This is a genomic window from Chitinophaga varians, assembly GCF_012641275.1.
Taxonomy (GTDB): Bacteria; Bacteroidota; Bacteroidia; order Chitinophagales; family Chitinophagaceae; genus Chitinophaga; species Chitinophaga varians_A.
This window is the reverse complement of the sequence record NZ_JABAIA010000002.1, coordinates 2077349-2094808: the sequence shown is the minus strand read 5'-3', so window position 1 is coordinate 2094808 and position 17460 is coordinate 2077349. Positions and strand designations below refer to the sequence as shown.

Annotated in this window: 11 protein-coding genes; 7 read left to right on the top strand and 4 right to left on the bottom strand. The window is 52.1% G+C overall.

Features of this window, described 5'->3' with window-relative positions:
• Positions 1 to 225: 225 nt before the first annotated feature.
• The 3 genes from HGH92_RS23165 to HGH92_RS23155 are packed head-to-tail and all read left to right on the top strand — an operon-like array spanning position 226 to position 7589.
• A complete protein-coding gene (locus HGH92_RS23165) occupies positions 226 to 2850 on the top strand; it encodes an ROK family protein (RefSeq protein WP_168873110.1) in 2625 nt (874 codons plus the stop codon).
• Entirely contained in the window at positions 2844 to 4265 is a 1422-nt protein-coding gene (locus HGH92_RS23160; protein WP_262888796.1) for a sugar porter family MFS transporter, read from the top strand. The genes HGH92_RS23165 and HGH92_RS23160 overlap by 7 nt, the downstream gene beginning before the upstream one ends.
• Before the next feature lie 9 nt (positions 4266 to 4274).
• Positions 4275 to 7589 (top strand): glycoside hydrolase family 38 C-terminal domain-containing protein, encoded by a 3315-nt coding sequence (locus HGH92_RS23155; protein WP_168873108.1) that lies wholly within the window; start codon positions 4275 to 4277, stop codon positions 7587 to 7589.
• A gap of 52 nt (positions 7590 to 7641) precedes the next feature.
• On the opposite strand, the gene HGH92_RS23150 is transcribed toward HGH92_RS23155, so the two are convergent.
• The 3 genes from HGH92_RS23150 to HGH92_RS23140 all read right to left on the bottom strand — a co-directional run bounded on the left by HGH92_RS23150 (position 7642) and on the right by HGH92_RS23140 (position 13718).
• Positions 7642 to 8385 (bottom strand): GntR family transcriptional regulator, encoded by a 744-nt coding sequence (locus HGH92_RS23150; protein WP_168873107.1) that lies wholly within the window; start codon positions 8383 to 8385, stop codon positions 7642 to 7644.
• A gap of 70 nt (positions 8386 to 8455) precedes the next feature.
• Positions 8456 to 9613, bottom strand: a complete 1158-nt coding sequence (locus HGH92_RS23145) for a hypothetical protein (RefSeq protein ID WP_168873106.1) — start codon at positions 9611 to 9613, stop codon at positions 8456 to 8458.
• The gene (locus HGH92_RS23140; RefSeq protein ID WP_317166441.1) at positions 9597 to 13718 is read right to left on the bottom strand and encodes an RHS repeat-associated core domain-containing protein; all 4122 of its coding nucleotides are present in this window, start codon (positions 13716 to 13718) and stop codon (positions 9597 to 9599) included. The genes HGH92_RS23145 and HGH92_RS23140 overlap by 17 nt, the downstream gene beginning before the upstream one ends.
• A 201-nt stretch (positions 13719 to 13919) precedes the next feature.
• Here HGH92_RS23140 and HGH92_RS33625 point away from each other — a divergent pair, with 201 nt between their 5' ends.
• The 4 genes from HGH92_RS33625 to HGH92_RS23125 all read left to right on the top strand — a co-directional run bounded on the left by HGH92_RS33625 (position 13920) and on the right by HGH92_RS23125 (position 16672).
• On the top strand, positions 13920 to 14417 hold the full coding sequence (locus tag HGH92_RS33625; protein WP_211092695.1) for an NAD-dependent epimerase/dehydratase family protein: 498 nt from the start codon (positions 13920 to 13922) through the stop codon (positions 14415 to 14417).
• A 53-nt stretch (positions 14418 to 14470) separates the two neighbouring features.
• Entirely contained in the window at positions 14471 to 14947 is a 477-nt protein-coding gene (locus tag HGH92_RS33620; protein ID WP_211092694.1) for a hypothetical protein, read from the top strand.
• On the top strand, positions 14948 to 15517 hold the full coding sequence (locus HGH92_RS23130; protein WP_168873105.1) for a Crp/Fnr family transcriptional regulator: 570 nt from the start codon (positions 14948 to 14950) through the stop codon (positions 15515 to 15517). It begins immediately after the preceding gene.
• Between the two features lie 243 nt (positions 15518 to 15760).
• On the top strand, positions 15761 to 16672 hold the full coding sequence (locus HGH92_RS23125; protein WP_211092693.1) for a terpene synthase family protein: 912 nt from the start codon (positions 15761 to 15763) through the stop codon (positions 16670 to 16672).
• A gap of 6 nt (positions 16673 to 16678) precedes the next feature.
• On the opposite strand, the gene HGH92_RS23120 is transcribed toward HGH92_RS23125, so the two are convergent.
• Positions 16679 to 17455, bottom strand: a complete 777-nt coding sequence (locus tag HGH92_RS23120) for a nuclear transport factor 2 family protein (protein WP_168873103.1) — start codon at positions 17453 to 17455, stop codon at positions 16679 to 16681.
• Between the last annotated feature and the right edge of the window lie 5 nt (positions 17456 to 17460).

Below are 17460 nucleotides of genomic sequence, written 5' to 3'. Positions count from 1 at the left end.
CCACTCCCGGGGCTTGTCCACACGGCCTGCTTCCCAATCCGCGGCAGTTTCAGGATCTCCCTTTTGCTCATTCGCCCACCCATTGTACCGCCAATCCCCTGACGCAGCAAGGCTTTTCACGTTGTGGCCGCCAACCGCTGCCGTTCTTTCCGCTGACTGTTGACCAAATTAATTTGCCACTCCAAAAACTTTTATTATGTTTGAACATATGAACATTAAAAAATAATGGGAACGGGGAAAAAAATAGCGATCGACATTGGCGGCAGTCATGTATCTGCCTGTATAGTAGACACCACTCGTCCCGGAGCGGCTCCGGGAACGATCATCACCAGAAGTTTACAGGCCGGCGGCAGCGCAGCGGACATTATCTCCACGATAGCCGGCTGTATTACGGCGTTTAAAGACACCGCAACTGACGGCATCGGGATAGCGATGCCGGGGCCGTTTGACTATCAGCAGGGCATCAGCGCCATCACCAAAGTAGGCGGAAAATTCGGCCGCCTTTTTGGGCTGCACGCACGACAGGCATTGCAGGACGCTGCCGGCACCGGCGACCAGCCAGTCCATTTCAACAACGACGCCCACTGTTTTGCGATCGGCGCCCGGCATATACTGGGCCTCAGCGGTGAAAAGGCCATACTGCTGACACTGGGCACCGGCTTCGGATCGGCCTTCCTGGAAAACGGGGAACTGGCCCAAGGCCCGGCAGGACTGGCTTCCGCAGCCTTCTATGATTGTCCCTTTCAGGATGGGCTGGCAGACGACTACTTCTCCACCCGCTGGCTGCTGAACACTTTCCAGCAACAGACAGGCGTAATGGCCCCCTCTGTGAAAGCAATGGCGGAACAATATGAAACAATAGCCCGGCCGGTATTTCACGCCTTCGGCGGAAACCTGGGCGCTTTCCTGCGGCCCTGGCTCTCTCAATACGGTTGCACTGAGCTGGTGATCGGCGGTAATATCGCCCGCGCCTATACGCTGTTCTCCGGTCCGCTGGAAGAACAGCTCAGCGATCTCCCTGTAAAAATAACCTACTGCCAGGACACTGAACGCTGCATTCTGGCAGGAGCCGCCATGGCGCCCGCTCTGCCGGAACCTGCGGAACTACGGCGCACCAGCCAGCCACTACTGCCGGTTTCAATAACGAATAACAGCGAAGACACTTATACCGTCTTCCCTTCTTTCCATACAGATCATCCGGTACAGGCGGGCTACGCCTCACTGGCAGCCGCTATCAAAGAAGATAACCTCCTTATCATAGATGGCTATGAAGGCGTGCTGTGGGAACAGTTCAGAACAGAGCTCCACCAGGCGCTGCTCACCCATAACCGGACCGTTTACTGGTACCATGCCGGCGCATGCCTGCAAACGCCTGCTGCCATACACTCTATGCTGGAAGGATATTCCGGCACGCCAGATCCTGTATTCGGCAAACGATTTGACGGCAGCCTGGCCGACTTTTTTGATGCGGAAAAATTATCCTTAATACAACCGGAGAATACGGCCGGCCTGCATATTATCTACGGTACCGGCGCTGCCCTTACCGGCATCAAAGGGAAATTACTGTACGTGGACGTGCCTAAAAATGAGGTCCAATACCGCCTGCGCGCCGGCAGCGTTACCAATATCGGCACACCAACGTATACGTATAAACGTTGTTACTTCGCCGATTGGCCGGTATTGAACAAACACAAACAGTCCTTGTTACCGCATATCGATATGATCATCGACGGTCAGCGGCCGGACACCATCACCTGGATGGAGGGAGACCAATTACGTGCATCCCTTGATGTGATGCTCACCCAACCTTTCCGCGCCCGGCCCTGGTTTGAAGCCGGCGTATGGGGCGGCGACTGGATGAAAAAACACCTGCCAGGCCTTAACCCCGATGAAGTAAACTATGCCTGGTCCTTTGAACTCATCACACCGGAAAACGGACTGGTACTGGAAGGCAGCGGTAACCTTCTGGAAATCACCTTCGACATGCTGGCATTTCACGACAACCACCGGCTGCTCGGCAAAGCCGCACCACGCTTTGGTACCGCTTTCCCCATCCGCTTCGATTTCCTCGATACGTTCAACGGCGGCAACCTGTCCATACAGTGCCACCCTCGCCCGGAATACACGCTGCAACATTTCGGAGAAGATTTCACACAGGACGAAACCTATTACATACTCGATTGTGGACCTGACGCCGAGGTGTACCTTGGTTTCCAGGAAGACATACAACCCGCCGCCTTCAGAGGCGCGCTGGAAGCTGCCATCAACGAGGGCACACCACTACCCGTTGAAAAATACGTACAGCAGTTCACCGCCAATAAACACGATCTGTTCCTGATCCCTAACGGCACGGTACATGCCTCCGGCAAAAACAACCTGGTACTGGAGATCAGCAGCACGCCGTATATTTTCACCTTTAAGATGTACGACTGGCTGCGGACAGACCTGAACGGCCGTCCACGTCCTATCCATCTGGACCGCGCGTTCGACAACCTGTACTTTGACAGGAAAGGCGCAACAGTGCCAGATACATTGATATCCAAACCACAGCTGCAGGAAGAATGGCCATCGGGCAAAAAATGGCAACTGCCTACCCACCCGGAACATTTTTATACGGTAGACCGTTATGAGTTCTCCGGTGAAATGCACATACCCACCAACAGGCAATGTCATATCTGTATGCTGGTGGAAGGCCATCAGCTGGATGTTACCGCCGGTGACGGCACGCAGCGTTTTCAGTATGCGGAGACCTTTGTCATTCCGGCAGGGGCGGACAGCTATACCTGTCGTTATGAAGGCGAAGGCAAAGCCATGCTGGTAGTAGCTTATGTAAAAGACAACTATTGCTGATTCAAATATTTCACGTCATGGGAAACAGTAACACACGCCTGTTCATCACTACCGTCACCCTGATCGCTGCATTGGGAGGCCTTCTTTTCGGCTTCGACATTGCTGTTGTCAGCGGCATTATTCTTCCCGTAAAAACACAATACCAGCTGACCGCCTCACAGGAGGGCTGGTTCGTTTCCTGTGCCCTGCTGGGATGCATTGCAGGTGTAGCTTTTTCCGGCGCGCTCAGCGACCGCATCGGCCGCAAGAAAGTACTGGCCCTGGCAGCATTCCTGTTTCTGGTCAGCGCCATCGGCTTTGCCGCGTCTGCCACCTATCCCCTGCTGATATTTTTCAGGGTGCTGGCAGGCATGGGCGTAGGAGTAGCCTCTAATATATCGCCGCTCTACATCTCGGAGCTGGCGCCGGCTTCCCGCCGGGGACGGCTGGTCACATTCTACCAGCTGGCCATCACCATCGGCATACTGGTGGCTTATTGCTCCAACCTGGCGATACAACGGCACGCTGCAGCAGCAGGTGATATGCCCGGCGGATGGCTGCACCGGCTGTTTGTCACCGAATACTGGCGGGGCATGTTCCTCGTCGGCGTAGTGCCTGCCGCCGCGTTCTTCGCGCTGCTGGCCATTGTGCCGGAAAGCCCGCGATGGCTGGCCCGCTTTGGCCGTCAGGCGGAAGCGCTGCATATCCTGGAAAAAATCAACAGCAGCCAGACGGATGCTGCCAATGAACTGCAGGCCATCATGGCAGTATCTGCCGATCAGGCCAACGGCGGGCTGCGTGCCCTGTTGCAGCCACCGCTGCGGCATTTGCTGGTAATGGCCTGTGTATTGACCGCCTTCTCCCAGTTCAGCGGCATCAACGCGGTGATATATTACGGCCCTACCATCCTGCGCGCTTCCGGCGTAGTGGCAAATGACACGCTCCTGTACCAGGTGATGCTGGGCGCGGCCAATATGCTTTTCACTTTCGTGGCCATCTGGAAAGTAGACAGCCTCGGACGCCGTCCGCTGTACCTGGCAGGCTCCATCTGTGCTGCCGCCGCCCTAACGTTAACGGGTATATGCTTTTTGCTGAAGGTCAACGGATGGCCGTTGCTGGTACCTATCACATTTTTCCTGCTGTTCTTCGCCTTTTCGCTTGGACCACTGAAATTTGTGATTGCCACTGAGATATTTCCAACACCGGTGCGGGGCCTCGCCCTCTCCATCTGTATCCTGGTGATGTGGATCTCTGACTGGCTGCTCAACCTGCTGTTCCCCCTCATGCGGGAAGGCATGGGCATCGCCGCCACTTTCTTCCTGTTTGCCGGCTGTTGTCTTTTCTCTTTTTTCTACGCGAAAAAATACCTGTTTGAAACCAAAGGCCAGTCGCTCGAAAACATCACCATCAAAGAAAAAACGATCATCCACCACTAATCATTTGTTATGAGAAAAATATTCTGTTGTGTCACTGTTTTACTTGCCAGCGTACTGGGCGCCTCCGCCCAGAAAACGGTACCTTATCTCGGCAAGGTAGACTGGATCAATGGCTACGACCATGAAACGGAAGGCGAAAGCATGCGCTACTATTCGGCTTTCCCGGACTATGCCACTACGGCGCTGCTCACACGCGCCACCGACGGCCACAAGGTGATGGCCTGGGAAACTGCCGCCGTTCCAACACATATCAAAGGCCCTTATGTGTACTTCAGCTGGGTGGCAGGGCATTCCTCCGCTACCAGCAGTGGTGACCGCCACTTCGACCTGTACGTGGACGGGGAAAAACTGCTGACCTTCACCACCAAACCCGGCAACCAGTCGCCCACATGGACATTCGGTGCGCCCGACAGCAGCCGCATCGTGTTTCAGCAACTCCGTAAAGACGGAGCCAACGACTCCCATGGCCTGATGTTTCTCCGGCTGCCGGTAAGCCGCATCACACCCGGCAAACCAGTTAAACTGAAAATCATCGGTCAGGCGCAGCAAAGCAATGACTGGCTCATGACCTTCAAATTCTCTTTTGAAGAAAAGGTGGACATCCACCCGCAACCTTTTATACTTAAAAACGGGCAACAGCCGGTAACACTTACTGCGCTCCACTTTGGTACGCCACGTACCTTCAGGGTGACCGTGGACGGCAAAAAAGTATATTCCTTCCCGGTAGCCGACGGCGTCAATAATTTCGACATCCCCGTTCCTTCCGTGAAAAAGCCGGACAGTATTCGTGTAGTCGTTGCCGATGCCGGCAAAGTGCTGGCAGACCGCTTCGTTACCCTGAAACCTGTCACCTACCGGGAACTGCATTTTATACACCATTCCCATACAGATATCGGCTACTCGCACCTGCAACCGGAAGTACTGAAAATACACCTCCGCAATATCAACGACGCATTGGACATGATAGCCGCCACCCGCAGCTATCCGGAAGAAGCCAAATTCAAATGGAACATAGAATCCCTGTGGGCGGTAGACCATTTCCTGCAACAGGCCACACCGGAGAAAAAAGCAGCGTTCATACAAGCCGTGAAAGACGGCGACATCTGCCTGTCGGCTTTATACGCCAATATCCTTACCGGCCTTACCTTGCCTGAAGAAACCTTCCACTACACCGACTTCGCCGCACAGCTGCGCAAAGCCTACGGCCTTCACATCCCCAGCGCCATGATCTCCGACGTGCCGGGCTATACCTGGAGCACAGTGACGGCGCTGGCCAAAGGCGGTGTGAAATATTTCTCCAGCGGACCTAATTATCTGGGTGAAAACCATCCTTACCTGGGCGACCGTGTAGGCCACTTTGTGCGCAGCTGGGGCGATAAGCCCGTATGGTGGGAATCTCCTTCCGGCCAGGAAAAAATACTGTTCTGGACAGGTGGCAAAGGTTACTCTTCCTGGCATGGCACCGCTCCCGGCGCTGTTTTCGAAAGAGGCCCGCAGAAGATAGCCGCCTACCTCGATGAGCTGGACGAGAAACATTACCCTTATGATATTGTTCAGTGGAGATACAATGTGGTAGCCGATAACGGGCCGATAGACACGTCTGTGTCCCGTTTCGTTAAACAGTGGAATGAAAAATATTCATCTCCCAAAATTGTACTCAACACCACCGATAAACTCTTTGAAACTTTTGAACAGAAATATGGTAAAGACCTGCCCGTGGTAAAAGGGGACATCACCCCTTACTGGGAAGATGGCGCCGGCTCCACGGCCAGGGAAGAAGGGCAAAACCGTATCAACAGCCTGCGTTTGTCTCAACTCACCAACGCCTACGCCATGCTGGCCCCCGGACAATTTAATGCACAGCAGTTCTACCATGCCTGGACCAACGTCCTGATGTTCCATGAACATACCTGGGGCGCGCATAACAGTATCTCACAGCCGGACGTGCCGTTTGTAACAGAACAATGGCGCATCAAAAAACAGTTTATGCTGGATGCTGACAGTATCATCAATATACTTAGCGCCCAATTGTTCCAACCCATTACCGATGAACAGTCCCGCAGCATAGCCGTAGTGAATACGCTCTCCTGGCCCCGTAGCGGACCGGTGAAAATCAAAGTCGGCGGAAAATCCGTGAAAGATACACGCGGCCGGAAATACCCGCTGCAACGCCTCTCCGACGGTTCCTTCGTATTCCTGGCCAGTGACGTGCCCGCCTTCGGAACAGCCGTGTACACGGTGAGCGATGAGCCGGCAAACACCGCCAACACGCTTAAACAGACCGGCAACACCCTTTCCAACGGCAACGTTGCCGTCACCTGGGACAACAACGGCAGCATCACCCGGCTTGCCGCGAAAGACGGTCACAACTACGCCGGCACTTTCCGCGGGCAGGGGCTGAACAGTTACTGGTACGTACCAGGACAGAACCCCGCCGATGCGGAGACTAATCAGCCTGTACAGGCACAGGTCATCGAAAACGGCCCGGTGGTAACGACCGTCGTGTTGCGTGCGCAGGCGCCCGGCGCCAACGCGCTGGAGAAAAAACTGACACTCTATGCCAACAGCAACGTGGTACTGATTGAAAACATCATTGACAAAAAACCGGTCAGACAAAAAGAAGCGCTGCATTTCGGGTTTCCTTTTGAAGTGCCTTCCGGACAAGTGACGCTGGACGCAGGTTACGGCACCATGCGTTACCTCCAGGACCAGCTGCCCGGCTCCAATATGGACTTTCTGTTCGGCCGCAGATGGATGGACATCTCCAACCAGTCCAACGGCTTGCAGTGGATGCTGCTGGAAACGCCGATGGCAGAACCAGACAGCATGATCGATGAACGTTTACAGGTAGCCCAAAGCCATAAAGAATGGCGGACGAAAGGGCAACCGACCAGCCGCTGGTTTTCCTATGTCATGAACAACTACTGGCATACCAACTATAAAGCCGACCAGTCGGGTAGCAGCAGCTATCATTATGCGCTGCAGCCACATGGCAAGGCTGACGGTGCCGCGCTGGAAACCGCCGCTGCGGACTTCACACAGCCGCTTATTGGTTTCCCGGTGAAGAAAGGCGCTACGCTCCAGGCAGGGCTGTTCCGCCTGACCAATACCGCCGTGGTGGCCACCGCCATTGTGCCACAGGAAAACGGTCAGTATATGGTACGCCTCTTTAACCCCGGAAAGACCACTCAAAGCACCGGATTTGACTGGGGCACGCTGAAGCCTGCACGAATGAAGATAGTCAGGAATGGTGAAGAGAAAGACGCGAAGGCGACTGTTAGCCTGCCTGCGATGGGAGTGGAAGAATATCTGCTTATTCCGTAATTCAAATGGTATAAAAGAAAATGCCGGATGAAAATCATCCGGCATTTTTTATTTACAGTTGTGGTCTTTTTAGTTCGATACTATACGTAAAACAATCACTCCGGTACCAGCAGATGTTAAACTCCAGCGGTCGCCGGCCCGCGTCCAGCACTACTCTGCGGCGTTCAAGCACCGGGGCGCCTTTTTTGATTTTCAGCAGCCCGGCGATTTTTTCATCCGCTCCTATCGCCCTGATTTCTTCCTGGGAATACACAGGCACCACATGAAAATCCGCGTCCAGCATCTCATACAGCGGGCGGTCAAAATTCTCCTTGCCGGTAAGGCCTATCCTGGGATGAAAGAAAGATTCAAAATACACCATGGGGCTTTTCTCCGTACTGCGGATACGTTCCAGGCAAACCACCGGCTGCACCGGCTCCGTTTGCAGCATCTTCGCCACTTCTTCTCCCGCTTTCAGTACCGATACTTTGCTCTTCAGGGTTTTGAAAGGAATGCCTTTGTCTTCCATTTCATGCGTGAAGCTGTACCAGTTATCGAGGTTCGTCGTGATCTTTTTCTTTTTCACTACGGTGCCATACCGCTTCTTTCTTTCCAGCAGCCCATCTTTAACCAGGTTGCCGATGGCCATGCGTAAGGTGTTCCGGGAAATGCTCCATCGTTTGGCGAGGTCTGTTTCCTTTGGAAAAATGTCTCCTTCCCGGAAATAATCCTCGCGGATCAGCTTCCGTAATAGCTCTTCCGCCTGCTGATGCAGGGGAATTTTGCTATCGTGGTCCAATAAAGGTATCTTCGTCATATATGTACGAACATATCGCTTTTTTGCGACCGGGAAAAATTTTTATGCCTGGAAGCTGAGAGGCGAGGCCTTACTGAGGCAGCCATTCTTTCATTTCTTCTTTCTCTGCCGGCAGTCCCATATAACTTTGCAGGTAGGTGTATATACCCATTTCGCGGGACAGTTTACGGAGGATGTATTGCTGATTTTCACTCAGCGAATCCCACGCAACTTTCGTCAGGCTTGCCCAGTGTTCAGAGAAGAAACGGGCTACCAGGTACTCTGCCATGATCTGATGCGGCAACCATCGGGGCCCGTCAGTGGGATATTTTTTACTATGGTTTCTTTGAAATTTGATCGCCTGCAGGATCACATCGATCTCTTCTTTACTTTCCCGTTCATGCAGGAGAACGCCCGCACAGGCCATTGCGGCGAGGTAACCATCCGCCCAGGGATGACTGTCGTATTGTTGTTCCTGCGATTGCAATAAGAGCTCTCCTTCCACTACGTCTTCCGTAGTAGGGGTAGCGAACAACCGGGCGATGTTCAGGTAATGTCCCGGAATCACCAGGCTTTCCGGCAGTTGTGCCACACGTTGTTGCAGTACAATCGCTGACCCTATCAACAGGTTTTCCAGTGCTGCGTCGCCTCTGGCGGCTATCAGTTCCCTGATGGCAACGATCTTTTCCAGGGCCGCTTCCGGTGTTTCCACATAAAGGACCAGTAAGTAGAGTTTCACAGCGAGCGCACTCACAGCAGGGTTTTCATCCGCAATTATATCCCGGATGAGGTCCGCATTTCTCCTGATTTCATCGTAGTATTCGAGGCGTTTGTTGATGCTGGCATCCGTCTGCTCCTTTGTCGTATATACGTCACCGATAAAGTCCAGTTTTATAGGCTTCAGTCCCAGCAGGCGATAGCGGAGATATAAATGTTTTTCTGCTATGTCGGTGAAAAACTCCAGTACCTCGGCGCGGTAATGCAGTTTACGCGTTTTCGTTAATACCAGCAACGGGTACACCAGTTTCAATATGACTGGCAGTGCATGGAACTGATGATAGGTCTTTGCCAGTATTTCGCCCAGCAGCTGTTGTTCTTCTTCCTCGGGAACACCGGCTGCCAGCGCCTCAAATGCTTCCCCTATGTATTCACACGTATCAAAATGATCTTCTTCCGCTGCCCAGTCAACCGAGGCCACATAGTCTTTCAGTGACTGTAACAGTGCTGTGTCGTTATTTACATTTGCCATATTTCCTGATTTTAAATTTGCCTTTATCAGACCATGTATAGATGATGCGCATATTGTGTTTTTCCGCCAGTTCCGTTAACGCCTTATCACAGCCACCATCTACTTTTTTACAAGGCGGCAGCGGGAATCGTAACAACCAGTAACCGGCGTCCGGTTCACCGAGGGATTTGATCACGAGTGTTTTCCCTTGTAGCTCCTCCGGTGGTATTTTAGATATATGGTCTTTGAGGAGATAGTATTCCGAGTGCCCTTTCACCCCATGTTCTGTCCACACTTTTTCTGTTTCCTTGCTGCCGATCTGACCGAAATTGGTGCTTTTACCTGTTTGCGGATCTACCAGTCTCGCCAGGATCTGGTGCAGTCCCAACGGGTCAGTAGCAGTGAGCACATCATCCACATAACCATAGAGTTTAATACCGGCGGCCGTTCTGATAGGGTCCTGGCTGATATAGACGCCATCCTCCGGGCTATAGTAGCGGAACCGGTTATAGTATAATCCGGTTTCCCTGTCTTCATATTGTCCGGGGTAACGGAAGGGTATAAACGTGCTATCACCTGCTAACTTACGTACTTTGCCATATATATCCAACTCGCATTCCCACACCTTCTCTCCTGTTTCATCGTATGCCGCACAAGGCGTGCCCAGGTAATCATTGATGATTGAATACTGTTTGCCGCCGGCGATTTTTGCGGCGGGCGAAAAGGTACCATCTTCAAATACCCAGGTGATCAGCTGTTCGGCCGGTACCGGTTCCGGGTGGCTTTGTTTCACCTCGCCCCATTCATCAACAGTCAGTACCGGGCGCTCTTTCGCAGGGTAATGCCATTCGTGCAACAGCTGTCTGCCGTCCCACACAAACCGGGTGATAATGCCGTTATATACTTTTTCGATACGGCGGCCCAGCGCATCATATTTAAATTCCACGGTCCTGCCATCGGGGCGGGTGACTTTCTTCAGCATGCCATTGCCACACCAGTCGTATTCCCAAACGTTGCCCGTAGCGGAGATGATTTTCCGGGCGAGGTTACCTTCCGCGTCATAGACATACCGGGCCTGCTCTGATGCTGTCAATTGCCCGCCGGCAGCATATTTGCGGCCGCTGCGTGTTTGTTCGCGGAACAGGTTTCCCGCTTTATCGGCGGTACGGTAGTCATAGGTCCCGTCTTCATATTGCGCCCAGGCAAGATTAGCGAAATCATTATGCCCGAACTTGACAGTGGCGCCGTTCATGCCGTTGACGATGCTTCTGAGCTGCTGTGCCGCATCCCAGCGGTAATAACGTTTGCGGCTTTCCCTGCCATTGCCGGCCACGATATGCGATGTTGGCATTCCTGACAGGCCATAGCTCCAGCTGCTTTTAATACCGCCCGGCAATATGCGTTCCAGCTCCTGGCCGGTAGCACTGCGTTGTATGGTGGCGCTCCAGAGGCCTTGTATTCCTTCCATCGCCGCCGTTATCCCTGTCAGGTCGCCCAGTGCATTGCGGGCCATCCGGACCTTTGCGCCCAGGCTGCTTTCCAGGCCCTGGCGGCGGCCACTGGCATCATAGGTGGCTGCAACGGTATAACCGTTCTGCCATTCCATCGTTACACGGCCGGCGCTATCGCGTTGCAACCGTACGGTACTGTGTTCATTGGCAGCGGAAATCAATTGTCCACTACCGTTATAGGCAAATATTTCTTTGGTGCCGTCGCTATGTTCAGCCCTGGTAAGCCGGCCGTTGTAGTCATATTCACATTCCGTCCAGCGGCCGCCGGGCCGTTGAATGCGAATGATATTACCGGTGGCGTCCAGCTGGTAATGGCGTGTCAGTCCGTCGAAGCCTGTTTCCTGGATAATATCGCCCCGTCGGTTACGGCCGAAACGATACATCTCTCCGTGTTCGTTGACGAGGCTGGTCAGCTGCTCGTCCCTGTTATATACCAGGTGTACTTTGGCACCGTTTTGTTCCTTCATTTTGAGGCTGCCCAGCGCCGTATAGGCGAAACGGGCATGCTGGTATTTATCCTGCACTTCCACTACTTCATCGTAAGCATTGTAGTGAAACAGTATGCGGTTGTCGTCAGGCAATTCAATTTCGGTCACCCTGCCGAGGGCATCATAGCGGAAAGTCTGCTGTTGTTCATCCGGGTTGCGGTTGGCCACGCACCGGCCCCATACATCGTACTGCCAGGTGGCATGACCGCCATCCGGCAGGGTGATGGACGCAAGGTTATAATCCTCATCATATTCCAGTTTTGTGATGCGCTCCTGTTCATCTTCCGCCTTGTATAACAACCGGTGTTTATTATAACGGAAGATGGTGATGCGTCCGTCAGGTTCCGTGAGGGTATGCAGCAGTCCTTTATCAGGCCCTTCACTGTAATAGATAAACGTGCGGCTTCCGCCGCCGGGTTCTGTGGCCAATATCAGCCGGTCTTCATCATCATAATTGAAAGTATCGGCCGTTCCGTCGGGATGCACAATGCCGGTACGGTTTCCCCGGTCATCGTAAGTATAACCGGTGAGCCCCGCTTCTTCATCGATCTCTCTGTATATCTCCCCGTCTTCGGTGTATTCCGTAAAGCGGGAGTAGCCCAGCGGGTCTTTTATCTGAGTCACCAGGTATTCCGGAGTGTAATAATACGTTGTCGTTTGTCCTTCGGCGTTAGTAACGTGGTTGTGGCCTGCTTCCGGATGGTAGGTAATGTGGCCTTCCATGACGCCATTATCGCCGCGGGTATGGATACAGCGGCCTTTGCCGTCGTATTCCCAGAAAAACGAGTTCCCGTTACGGTCCGTTTTCTTCACCATATGATGGTGCTGGTAGTGAATATAGGTAGTTTGCCGGAGCGCGTCTGTGATCTCTGTGAGATCGCCGTCCTCGTTGTAGGCATAGCTGACCAGTCGCTGTACATGGTCCCGGTGATGGGCTGTCACCGCCGTTATACGGCCTTCCGTATCACTATCGATATGCAGGTGCCGGCCTACGCTGTCGATGACACGCAGTAATGTCCCTTTGTTGTTGAAATGGAAACTGATGAGAAAACCCGCTTCATCGCTGATGGCCGCCAGCCGGCATTCCGGGTCCAGCGGGCGCAGGCGTTTAAAAAGATAGTATAGCCGTTCCCGGTGGTCGAACAGCTGGTATTCATCCTGGCTGGTGCGGGTCAGCGTCATTTTTTCGTGGCGGTTATATTCGTTGTCGCCGGTATAGGGCAGCAGGTCAAATATCACGCTGCGGCCGTCTCCCAGCAATAACCCCGTGGCTTCTTCCGCCGTAAACTCCAATATCCGCATGTCAAAGGCCAGATGGTTGCCATGCCCCAGCAGTCCGTGGTGCGCGCTGTCACTGTTCCAGGAACGGGCCCACCGCAGCGGAACAGGGCCAGGCAGTTCAAAATCGACGCCGTCGTAGATAACAATGCCCTGTACCAGGTCTACCGGTTCAAAACCCAGTTTACACAGTGTGCGGCTGAGCTTATCGCTGCCACCGATCTTTTTCTGGTGTGCCAGGTTGAACTTGGTGATTTTGTTTTTCGCCTTTTTAGCGGCCTTGCCCAGTTTCTTCATGCCTTTTCCCAGTCCTTTCATCATAGCGCCGAAGCCGAACGACATGACCAGGTTCAGCAAGGCACCTGCCCAGTCGGGGACAAAAGGACCGCCCACCATCACCGGTTTACCGAAGGAGAGCGGGATAGAAAAAGAGGTAGGCAGATATAGGCTGGGAATGGGTTTGAATTTCTTTCCCGGCGTCAGCGACAGTGGCAGGCCAATATCATTGCAGGTCATCAGCATATGGCCCGAAGGGCTCATCAGATTACCTTCCACCTTCACTTTTTTACTGCCGAAGAAATTCACGGAATCATGGCCTATCATAGGCGCCAGCAGAAAAGGGCCGCCCATGGGAATATGAAACAGGAAAATCAGGAATCCGGAAGTATCGCTTTTCCCTCTCGGCACATGGTTGATTTTTGTGGTGGCTCCAATGAACGGGACATAGTCCATCGGGTCTACCACCAGTCCGATGAACGGATGAGGCAGCGGAATAGGAAATCCAAACAGGATCACAATATGAAGATCCAACCCTAAAACAGGCGTAAAGTGTTTATTACTGACCAACATAGGTTAATGCGTTCTCGTTATGAAAGGTTTTCGGCAGGAACAGGGAGTAAAAAGACATGGTTTATAGGTATAAATATAGCAAGTATATCCTATTTAATTGCATTAACATCGCAGTGAAAATGTAAGCATCCTGTGAAATTTCTTACCAAATGGTAATTGCCGGTTGGCGTGGCCGTATCAATTTTGTTTAAAATTAAAATCATGAACAGCCAACGTGTTTTATTAACCGGCGTGACCGGCTTTCTGGGCTCTCATACCGCTATCCGGCTGCTGGAAAAAGGATACCAGGTGACAGGCACCCTCCGGGATATGGACCGTGCGGCGGCCATCAGGGAAGTGATCGCCCGGCATACCCCGCATATTCACCGTTTAACGTTTGCACAGGCCGACCTGCAGGATAAAACGCAATGGTTTGAGCTGACAAAAGGCATCGATTTTGTGCAGCATGTGGCCTCCCCTTTTCCCCGTGAGTTGCCCGGACATGAGGACGATATCATTGTTCCCGCCAGAGAAGGCGTGTTAAACATCCTGACAGCGGCAGCCGCCAACAAGGTAAAACGGGTTGTGCTGACCTCGTCCAGCGCAGCCGTTACACATGGCAAAACACCGCAACAGCTGGGGAAAGTGTATACCGAAGCCGACTGGAGCAACGTCAACAATACCAAAGATCTCACCCCTACTTTAAAAGTAAAGCGATAGCAGAAAAGGCAGCGTGGGACTTTATCCGGGAAGACCAGTCGGGCCTGGAGCTCGTGACCGTTTTACCCGGCGCCATCCTGGGACCTGTACTGGAGAAGGATTTTGGCACTTCCGCCAATATTATTATCAAGATGCTGGACGGCAGCATGCCCGCCCTTCCCAAAATAGGATTTGAAATAGTGGACGTGCGCTCCGCCGCCGATGCGCTTGTTCTTGCCATGGAAATACCGGAGGCGGCGCATAACCGTTACCTGGCCTCTGCCGGGTTTCTGATGATGAAAGACATCGCGCAGATATTGAAAAAAGCCTACCCTGGAAGGAAGCTCCCATCCAGGGAGATGCCCAATTTTCTGGTCAGACTGTTGGCAAAATTCGACGCCACGCTGGCCCCTATCCTTTTGGACCTTGGTGTCAAAAGGCAGGTAGATGCCGCCAAAGCCAGACGGGAACTGCAATGGCAACCGGTGTCCACGCAGGAGGCAGTATTGTCGTGCGCAAAAAGTATCTTTGAAACAGGAATCGTAAAATAGATGGACAAACTCACTTCATCACTGGCATTTGGCGGTATCCTCTCTCCAAAGGATATTGAATATTTTTCCCGTCAGTTCAGAAAGAAGCAGCTAAAATCGGGGGAACACTTTCAGAAGGAAGGTGATATCGCCCATGAAATTGCCTTCGTGGAAAGTGGTATCCTGCGGCTGTATACGGTGACGCCCGCCGGTGACGAGGTGACGAAATACTTCGCCAGGGAAAAACAGTTTCTCGCCGACCTGGAAAGTTATTATTCCTTAAAGCCCTCTCCCAATCCAATACAGGCCGTGGTAGACACAATGGTTTACGCCATCCGCAAATCCACCATCGAGAAGCTGAGCCTTGAAATACCTAATCTGTACATCTTCGTCAAAACAGTTTCAGAAGCCGCGCTGCTGACTAAAATAAAAGACAACGATTTCCTGAACTTCGGCGATGCCAAAACAAAATACCTCGAGTTTTTGAAACGTTATCCGGACCTCGCCCTGCAGGTACCACAGCAATTTATTGCATCGTACTTACAAATTACGCCGCAATCGCTCAGCCGGATCAGGCGGGAAATCAGGTAAAGCACTCCCACTTGCCTGATAATGGCAACTATAAAAACACCAACGGCCGGGGTGTACCGGCCATTGGTGTTTTTATGAAAATAGTCCCCAGCACAGCCCGCTTTGACGTGCGGCCCACTGCAATCCAATAACAGTCCCGAACTATTAAATTCGCTATCGTAAATGTGACATGTTCCTCATTTTAACCATCGTAAATGTTCGGCCCATATGGAAATCCCATTGCTAATTTCCCGTTTTCCCGTTATGACGCATGCACACATGGAGGAAATTACCACTGACATCAAAAATTTCTTTCAAACAGATGCCTTTCATATCTTAAACCGGAACACGGCGCAATACGGAGACTATATGGCTGCCGGCGCACTGTATTGCATATATATCTACCCGTTGGGAGATACCCAAAAGCTCAAGGCCATCAGCAGGTACTTTGCCTACTGGGCCCTGATAGATGACCTGTATTTCGATAATTCCATAGATCTGGACCACATTCAACAAATCAGCGACAGATATACCGCCGCGCTGGAAGGAATACCCAACGGAGATAAACTGTTTGCCCCAGTGACTGAATTTTGTGCACGTACCGACTGGCAGGAGGACGCGAAAAATCTATTCAGGAATGAAGTAAAAAGGTACCTGAATGCTGTCATACAGCTGCGCATTACAGAAGCACACAAGAAAGTCATCAGCGTACAGGAGTACCTGAGCTACCGGCATTTTAATGTCGCCATGTGGGTAATATTTTCGCTGTTGTATGACACACAGGACGATCTGGAGATGTCCATGTTTTATAGCCCGGAATTTGCGGAAATATTTGAATACTCCAGCATGTGTATCGGCATTCTGCTGGACCTCTATAACTTAAACGCCCACAAAGCAGAAATCTCGGATTATACCAACCTGGTCTATGTGGTCCGCAGGGCCGATCATTGTAGCGAAGAAGAAGCCATCAACAAAAGCATCCGGTTATTCTATGACTATGAAGCCAGGATGGAAGAAGCCTGTAACCGTTTAGCCGCAACCTGTCCGCGCGCCGTGCTTTATTTCAAGTATGTTCAATCCGGCTCTGTCAGGTACTGCAACGAAAGCAGGAAGATGCGTTACCTGCAAAAATCCGATATCGATGAAGACCAGGCTAACGGGCGGACAATCCTTTAGGCAGTTTTAGAATTTACCATTGTCGTTTTTTCGTTTATCCATTGGCGGTATTTCCTCAACAACATCCCAGTGTTCAACGATCCGGTCGTTCTCTATCCGGTACAAGTCATAAAAAGCGGAATGTAGGCCATGCAGGTATCCTTCACTCAGTACCAATACAAAATTTCCTTCTCCCAGTACGCGATGTATGGTATGGTATACCTGTGGCCGCTCTTCTCTTTTCCATTGCTCCAGCACCCGAAAAAATTCACTGACGCCATCTCCCATATGCGGATTATGCTGAATAAGCTCGTCCCCCTTAAAGTAGGCGGACAGGCGTTCGGCATTGCCTTCGATCAGCACTTCCTGCACAAAATTCCGGGCAAGCGCTTTGTTGGATGCCGTTTTGTGGTGGTCTGTCGCCTTGGTTTTACCGTCTGTCATGGTCCTTCCGCTCTTATTGCGTTTTAAGGGATTTGCCTGGAGATTGTCCCAATGCTCTACGCTTATCCCTTCTTCAAAACGGTGAATATCGAAAGCCACTGTAGGTCCGAACAGGTAATAATCCACATGTACAAACCCGATATCGCCGTCCTGGAACTTGCGCACCACATTGGTATATACTTTTTCCATCGGCATCTGTTCATGCAATCCGAGGATGGCCTGGAGGCCGGTCGCCACGTGGGGATTATGCTGTTTGTATGACACAGGGTGTATTAATCCGGTTTCTTCCAGTGTGGCTGTTTCGATACTGTTTTGGATCGCCTCTGCTTTGTCCCTGTTGGACAACGTTAATAATTCCATCTGTC

What these genes read in the sequence shown, in the direction of transcription:
- HGH92_RS23145 (WP_168873106.1), bottom strand. Translation starts at nt 9,613, where the DNA reads ATGGCAAATGTAAATAACGACACAGCACTGTTACAGTCACTGAAAGAC.
- HGH92_RS33625 (WP_211092695.1), top strand. Translation starts at nt 13,920, where the DNA reads ATGAACAGCCAACGTGTTTTATTAACCGGCGTGACCGGCTTTCTGGGC.
- HGH92_RS23165 (WP_168873110.1), top strand. Translation starts at nt 226, where the DNA reads ATGGGAACGGGGAAAAAAATAGCGATCGACATTGGCGGCAGTCATGTA.
- HGH92_RS23150 (WP_168873107.1), bottom strand. Translation starts at nt 8,385, where the DNA reads ATGACGAAGATACCTTTATTGGACCACGATAGCAAAATTCCCCTGCAT.
- HGH92_RS23140 (WP_317166441.1), bottom strand. Translation starts at nt 13,718, where the DNA reads ATGTTGGTCAGTAATAAACACTTTACGCCTGTTTTAGGGTTGGATCTT.
- HGH92_RS23155 (WP_168873108.1), top strand. Translation starts at nt 4,275, where the DNA reads ATGAGAAAAATATTCTGTTGTGTCACTGTTTTACTTGCCAGCGTACTG.
- HGH92_RS23125 (WP_211092693.1), top strand. Translation starts at nt 15,761, where the DNA reads ATGACGCATGCACACATGGAGGAAATTACCACTGACATCAAAAATTTC.
- HGH92_RS23130 (WP_168873105.1), top strand. Translation starts at nt 14,948, where the DNA reads ATGGACAAACTCACTTCATCACTGGCATTTGGCGGTATCCTCTCTCCA.
- HGH92_RS23120 (WP_168873103.1), bottom strand. Translation starts at nt 17,455, where the DNA reads ATGGAATTATTAACGTTGTCCAACAGGGACAAAGCAGAGGCGATCCAA.